Here is a 6488-nt window from a genome sequence, read left to right as displayed (position 1 = left end):
CAGCGCCGATGGTACTGCAAGGGGGACCTTGTGGGAGAGTAGGACACCGCCGGACTCCTTTTAGAAACACCAGAAGAGCCGCCCCAGTTGGGGCGGCTTTTCTGCGTTACGGGACGAATGCCGAATACTCGCACCGCGCCTCCTGCACTTGCGGTCACTTTGGTAGAGTCATCCCTTCCCAACTCGACAGCTGGCAGAGAACAACAGAGGAGCACTTCGGTGACTGATCGCGACGACGACGACCGCAAGGACGGCCCGCGCCGCCCCTCCTCGGGCTCTGGCGGCGGGGGCTCTCACCGCGGTGGGGGAAGTGGCCGCCCGTCCTCCGGTGATCGCGGGCGTCCTTCGGGGGATCGTCCCACTGGGGGTCGCCCTCAGCAGGGTGGCCGTTCGGCCGAGGGTCGTCCGGTCGGCGGACGACCGACCGGAGGGCGCCCGTCGAACGACCGCCCCCAGCGAGGCGAACGCCCGTTTTCGGGTGACCGTCCTCAGCGGGGGGATCGTCCTTCTTATGGTGACCGTCCTCAGCGGGGGGATCGTCCCTCGTCGAGTGACCGTCCTCAACGGGGAGACCGTCCGTCTTACGGCGACCGGCCGCAGCGTGGCGGTCGCCCCGGCGGCGACGATCGTCGCGGAGCGGGTCCTCGTGCGGGCTCGACCGGACGTGGAGATCGCCGAGAGGCCTGGAAGCCGCGCGAGACTCCGGAAGACCGAGATCCTTTCGGCATCAAGTCGGTCCGTCCGGCGCAAGAGGTCGCGCACGTGCCCGACGACGTCGAGCCCCGGGATCTCGACAAGGTGGCGCGTGGTGAGCTCAAGACGCTCAGCAAGGAGAACGCGGACTGGGTCGCCAAACACCTGGTGATGGCCGGACGACTGATCGACGAGGACCCGGAGGAAGCGCACAAGCACGCCCTGTCGGCAGGCCGTCGTGCCGGTCGCATCTCGGTCGTCCGCGAGACGATCGCCATCACGGCCTACCAGGTGGGGGACTACGCCCTCACGTTGCGCGAACTTCGCACCTACCGCCGCATCTCGGGCCGTGACGACCAGTTGCCCCTGATGGTCGACAGCGAGCGCGGTCTCGGTCGCCCCGAGCGGGCGCTCGAGCTCGGCCGGTCCGTCGACGTGTCGACGCTCGACGCGCAGGTGCGCGTCTCGTTGGCGATCGCGATGTCGGGTGCGCGCCTCGACCTGGGCCAACCCCAGGCGGCCTTGGGCGAGCTCGAGATTCCCCAGTTGGACCGCACGAAGGCGTTCAGCTACAGCCCGGCCCTCTTCGCGGCGTACGGAACGGTGCTCGAAGATCTCGGCCGGCCCGACGAGGGGGAGAAGTGGCTCGCGCTGGCGGACCGTGCCGAGGACGCTCTCGCTGCTCTCGAACACGGGGGCGACGACGGTGAGACCGTCGAGATCGTCGAAGAGGACGTCGACGTCTCCGACGAACGGCCCGCGGGGCTCGACGATGTCGGCGTGGGAGCGCTCCAGGAACTCGGTGATGTCGAGCCGGAGCCCCGGGAAGGCGTCGACGACCTGAACGGACCCGAGCAAGGATCGGACGAGCCGCACGACGAGGAGCACGACGAGGAGCAGGGCCAGCACGATGAGATTGCCGATCCCGAGACGGCCCCGCAGGGCACGGACCACGTCGACGACCACCGTGGCTGACGGGAGGACCCCGCTCGACGGCGTCGACACCGTCCTCGCCGACCTCGACGGTGTGGTGTACCGGGGGCGACACGCCATCGACCACGCCGTCGACAGCCTCACCGAGGCCGCTCGGACGCGTCGTGTCGGGTACATCACGAACAACGCGTCGCGCACGGCCGAGACGGTGGCCGGCCAACTGGCCGGCTACGGGCTCGCGGTGGGTGCCGACGACGTGGTGACGTCCCCGCAGGCCGCGGTGCGCCTCCTCGTCGATGCCGTGCCCGCCGGCTCGACGGTGCTGGTGGTCGGCGGAGAGGGGTTGACGTCGGTGCTCGAGGCCGAGGGGTTCGTCGTGACCCGTTCGGCCGACGACGCCCCTGCCGCGGTCGTCCAGGGCTTCAGCCCCGACGTCGGGTGGGCGCAACTCGCCGAGGCGTCCTTCGCGTTGCACACGGGCATCCCGTGGATCGCGACGAACACGGACTGGACGATCCCGCAGGAGCGTGGCGTCGCACCGGGCAACGGCACGCTCGTGTCCGCGGTGCACACGGCCGTCGGGCGCCTGCCCGTCACCGCCGGCAAGCCCGAGACTCCGATCTTCACCGCCGCCGTCGAGCGCTTCGGGGCGACGAAGGCGGCGTTCATCGGCGATCGGCTCGACACCGACATCGTGGGTGCGAACGCGGCCGGACTCGTCTCGATCCTCGTGCTGACCGGCATCGACGGCGCGAAGCAGGTGCTCGCGGCGGACGCCAAGTCGCGACCGGACTTCATCGTCGGCGACCTCCGCGAGCTGGACCAGCCGTATCCCGAGACCGTCGAGCACGACGAAGAGGACGTGCACGTCGTCACCGTCCGCACGGCGAGCGTCGCCGTCCGCGGTCACGTGGTGCGCGTGTTGTCCGAGGGGGACGACCCCGTCGACCTGCTGCGCGCCGGGGCGACCGCCGTGTGGGGGACCGGCAAGGCGATCTACGGGCTCGACGTCGACCCCAAGCTGCACGCCGACGGCTGATCGCGTCCGCTCCGACCGTCAGGGGTGGCGGCTAGTCTTGACGGCACCATGAGCGACCATCCCGACGCCACCGTCCGCGGCGACACCGACCTCGACGTCGTCGATGCCGCAGACCGTCAGGAGGCGCGGGTCGAGTCCGCCGCGCGTCTGGCCGACATCGAGTCCCAGCCCCTGGCCTCCCGGGCCCAGGGCTTCGAACAGGTCCACGACGAACTCCGTGCGGTGCTCGAGGGCACGACGGACGACACCGGTCAGGGCGGTCGATGACGGCCTCCGAGGCGCCGGGGGACCGACTCGACTCGGTGCTCGCCCGGCGGGGCCTCGCCCGGTCACGGACGCATGCCGCCCGGTTGCTGTCGGACGGGCTGGTCACGGTCAACGGCATCGGGGTCGTGAAGGCCTCTGCTCGGGTGGCCGAGACGGACGACGTCGCCGTCGCCGGGCTCGACCACTACGTGAGTCGCGCGGCACACAAGCTCCTGGGTGCCCTCGACGCGTTCGGGGTCGACCCCACGGGCCGAACGGCCCTCGACGTCGGTGCGTCCACGGGCGGGTTCACCCAAGTCCTCCTCGAGCGCGGGGCCGAGCACGTCGTCGCCCTCGACGTCGGCCACGGTCAGCTGGCCAACCCCGTGCGCTTCGACCCGCGGGTCACGATCGTCGAGGGCGAGAACGCGAGGTACCTGACGGCCGAGCGGTTCGCGGCGTTGACGACCCGCGCCTCCTCGGTGTCGCTCGTCGTCGCCGACGTGTCCTTCATCTCGTTGACGATGGTGCTGCCCGCGCTCGTGGCGAGCGTGGGTGTGGACAACGACTTCGTCCTGCTGATCAAGCCGCAGTTCGAGGTCGGTCGGCAGGGGGTCCGTGAAGGCCTCGTGCTCGACCCCGTGTTGCGGAACGAGGCCGTCACGACCGTGTTGTGGGCCGCCCACGACCTGGGGCTCGGCACGGCCGGCCTCATCTCGTCCCCGATCGTCGGAGGCTCGGGCAACCGCGAGTACTGTGTGCACTTCTCGGCCTCGGCCGGGACGAATCCGACAGAATGGCTCAGCACGGCCGACAGCTTGACGAGAGGGTGATCGACATCTCTTCGACACGACACATCCTGGTCGTCTCGCACACGGGGCGCCCCGACTCCATCGACGCCGCCCTCGAGGTCTGCGGGCTGCTGGGCGACGCCGGGGTGGTTCCCGTCCTTCCCCGCGACGAGTGGGACGACATCCGTCGGGCGCAGCCCACGGCCGCCATCGACGACGTCGAGATCCTGTTCGACGGCGTGGCCTGCGACGACCTCGAATGCGTCATCGTGCTCGGCGGTGATGGCACGATCCTCCGTGCGGCCGAGTTGATCCGTGGCACCCGCGCCCCGATCGTCGGGGTCAACCTCGGGCACGTCGGGTTCCTGGCCGAGAGCGAGCGCGACGAGATGGGAGACACCGTCGCCCGCGTACTCGCCGCCGACTACGAGGTCGAGGAGCGTTTCGCGCTCGACGTCAAGGTCACCAACGGTGACGAGGTCGTCTACGAGACCTGGGCCATGAACGAGGCGACGGTCGAGAAGGCCTCACGCGAGCGCATGCTCGAGGTCGTCATCGAGGTCGACGGTCGTCCCCTGTCGTCGTTCGGCTGCGACGGCGTGGTCATGTCGACGCCGACCGGCTCGACGGCCTACTCGTTCTCGGCCGGCGGCCCCGTGGTGTGGCCTGCCGTGCAGGCGCTCCTGCTGGTGCCGCTCAGCGCCCACGCCCTCTTCGCCCGCCCACTCGTCGTCGGGCCCGACTCGGTGCTCGCCGTCGAGGTGCTGAGCCGCACCGACGCCCGCGGCATCCTGTGGTGCGACGGTCGTCGCGAGCACGACCTGCCTCCGGGGGCCCGGGTCGAGTGCAGTCGCTCCGACCAGCCCGTGCGACTCGCCCGCCTGCGGACGGGCCCGTTCACGGACCGTCTGGTGGCCAAGTTCCAGTTGCCGGTCACCGGCTGGCGCGGTCCGGCGCCTGTCGACGAAGCCCCCGCCGAGTCGGTCACCTCGTCGTCGCCGACCGCCCCGGCCGCCGAGGGCGACCGATGATCGAAGAGATCTCGATCCGCGACCTGGGCGTGATCGGTCGTGCCACGCTGCCGCTCGGCCCCGGCTTCACGGCCGTCACGGGTGAGACCGGTGCGGGCAAGACCATGGTCGTCTCGGCGCTCGGCCTGCTGCTCGGCCAGCGTGCCGAGAGCGGCGTCGTCCGCTCGGGCAGTCCTCAGGCCGTCGTGGACGGCCGGTGGCTGGTCCCCGCCGAGGGGGCCATCGTCGAGCGTGTCCGTGATGCGGGCGGTGAGGTCGACGACGGTGAACTGTTCCTCAGCCGAGTCGTCTCGGCCGAAGGGCGCAGCCGCGCGGTCGTCGGTGGGCGCACTGCTCCCATCGGCGTGCTCGGTGACCTCGCCGACCATCTCGTGGTGGTGCACGGCCAGTCCGAGCAGATCCGCCTCAAGTCCGCAGCGGCCCAACGTGCGGCCGTCGACGCGCACGGCGGGGCCGCACTGGCCGAGGCCGTCGCGCACTACCGCGGCGCCTACGACGCCTGGCTGGCCGCCCGCGCCGAACTCGACGAGATCACCCGGGACCGCGATGCCCGGCGCGACGAGGCCGAGGGCCTTCGGGCCGCGATCGACGAGATCGAAGGGCTCGCCCCCGTGGCCGGCGAACTCGACGAGCTCGACGCCACCGCCGAGCGACTGAGCAACGCCGAAGACCTGCGTCTGGCGGCCGGGCTCGCCCACGAGGTGCTCTCCACCGACGCGGTCGACGGCACCCGGGACGTCGTCTCGCTGGTCGAAGAGGCCCGGCGTCAGATCGAACGCGTCGCCCCTCACGATCCGGCACTCGAGCCGATCGCCGACCTGCTGGCCGAGGTCAGCGTGCAGGTCGGTGAATCCGCGTCACGCCTGTCGAGCTACCTCGGCACCCTCGACGCCGACGTCGCCGTCGAACTCGAGTCGGTGCAGACGCGTCGCGCCGACCTGGCCGGGCTCGTCCGCAAGTACGGCCCCACCCTCGACGACGTCATCCGGATGCTCGACGACGGCAGCCGGCGCCTGGTCGAGCTCGACGGCGACGACGACCGGCTCGCGCACCTCGACGACGAGGTGGCCGAGCTGCGGGCCGAGGCCGAGCGGCGGGCGGGCGTCCTCGGCGACCTGCGGCGCGCCTCCGGGGCCGACCTCTCGACGCGGGTCAGCGCCGAGTTGAGCGCGCTGGCCATGACCGGTGCCGAGATCGTCGTCGAGGTCTCGCCGCGCGACGAGCTCGGGACGAGCGGCGGTGACGTCGTGTCGCTGTTGCTGAGGCCGCACCCCGGCAGCGAACCGCGGCCGCTCGGCAAGGGGGCGTCCGGCGGCGAGCTGTCGCGCGTGATGCTCGCGCTCGAGGTCGTCATGGCCGGGTCGAGCGACGTGCCCACCTTCGTGTTCGACGAGGTCGATGCCGGCGTCGGCGGGTCGGCCGCGATCGAGATCGGTCGACGGCTGGCGGCGCTGGCCGAACGGGCGCAGGTCATCGTGGTGACGCACCTGGCACAGGTCGCGGCGTTCGCCACCAACCACCTCCGCGTCGTGAAGGACGCCTCGGGCGAGGTGACCGCCAGCAGCGTGCACCAGCTCGAGGGCGACGAGCGAGTCGCCGAGATGGCCCGTCTCCTCTCGGGGCTGCCCGACAGCTCCAGTGGCCTCGAGCACGCGCGCGAGCTGCTCGAGCTGGCCTCGTCGGCCCGACGACCGACCACGGCCGACACACGTTCGTAACAGGCGTGGTCTGTCGCAACGGCTCGGTGTGACATAG

6 protein-coding genes are annotated in these 6488 nt (G+C 71.3%); all 6 read left to right on the top strand.

The genetic code is table 11. The features are described 5' to 3' along the window. Positions 1-762: 762 nt before the first annotated feature. Genes SZ60_RS10855 through recN form a run of 6 tightly spaced genes read left to right on the top strand, consistent with a single transcriptional unit; the run spans position 763 to position 6451 of the window. Complete coding sequence (locus SZ60_RS10855) at positions 763-1668, top strand: hypothetical protein (RefSeq protein ID WP_082060062.1); 906 nt, start codon at positions 763-765, stop codon at positions 1666-1668. Then, positions 1661-2665: an HAD-IIA family hydrolase gene (locus SZ60_RS10850; protein ID WP_043595873.1), complete on the top strand. Its 1005-nt coding sequence runs from the start codon at positions 1661-1663 to the stop codon at positions 2663-2665. The genes SZ60_RS10855 and SZ60_RS10850 overlap by 8 nt, the downstream gene beginning before the upstream one ends. 48 nt (positions 2666-2713) lie before the next feature. Beyond that, on the top strand, positions 2714-2932 hold the full coding sequence (locus SZ60_RS10845) for a hypothetical protein (RefSeq protein WP_043595871.1): 219 nt from the start codon (positions 2714-2716) through the stop codon (positions 2930-2932). Then, positions 2929-3744, top strand: a complete 816-nt coding sequence (locus SZ60_RS10840) for a TlyA family RNA methyltransferase (RefSeq protein WP_043595870.1) — start codon at positions 2929-2931, stop codon at positions 3742-3744. The genes SZ60_RS10845 and SZ60_RS10840 overlap by 4 nt, the downstream gene beginning before the upstream one ends. Positions 3745-3749: 5 nt before the next feature. Next, a complete protein-coding gene (locus tag SZ60_RS10835; RefSeq protein WP_231567131.1) occupies positions 3750-4733 on the top strand; it encodes an NAD kinase in 984 nt (327 codons plus the stop codon). Beyond that, positions 4730-6451 (top strand): DNA repair protein RecN, encoded by a 1722-nt coding sequence (recN, locus tag SZ60_RS10830; RefSeq protein WP_043595866.1) that lies wholly within the window; start codon positions 4730-4732, stop codon positions 6449-6451. Before SZ60_RS10835 ends, recN begins: the two co-directional genes overlap by 4 nt. Positions 6452-6488 lie beyond the last annotated feature (37 nt).

Source organism: Frigoribacterium sp. MEB024, assembly GCF_000878135.1.
Lineage (GTDB): Bacteria > Actinomycetota > Actinomycetes > Actinomycetales > Microbacteriaceae > Frigoribacterium.
This window is presented reverse-complemented; position numbering and strand designations above follow the sequence as displayed.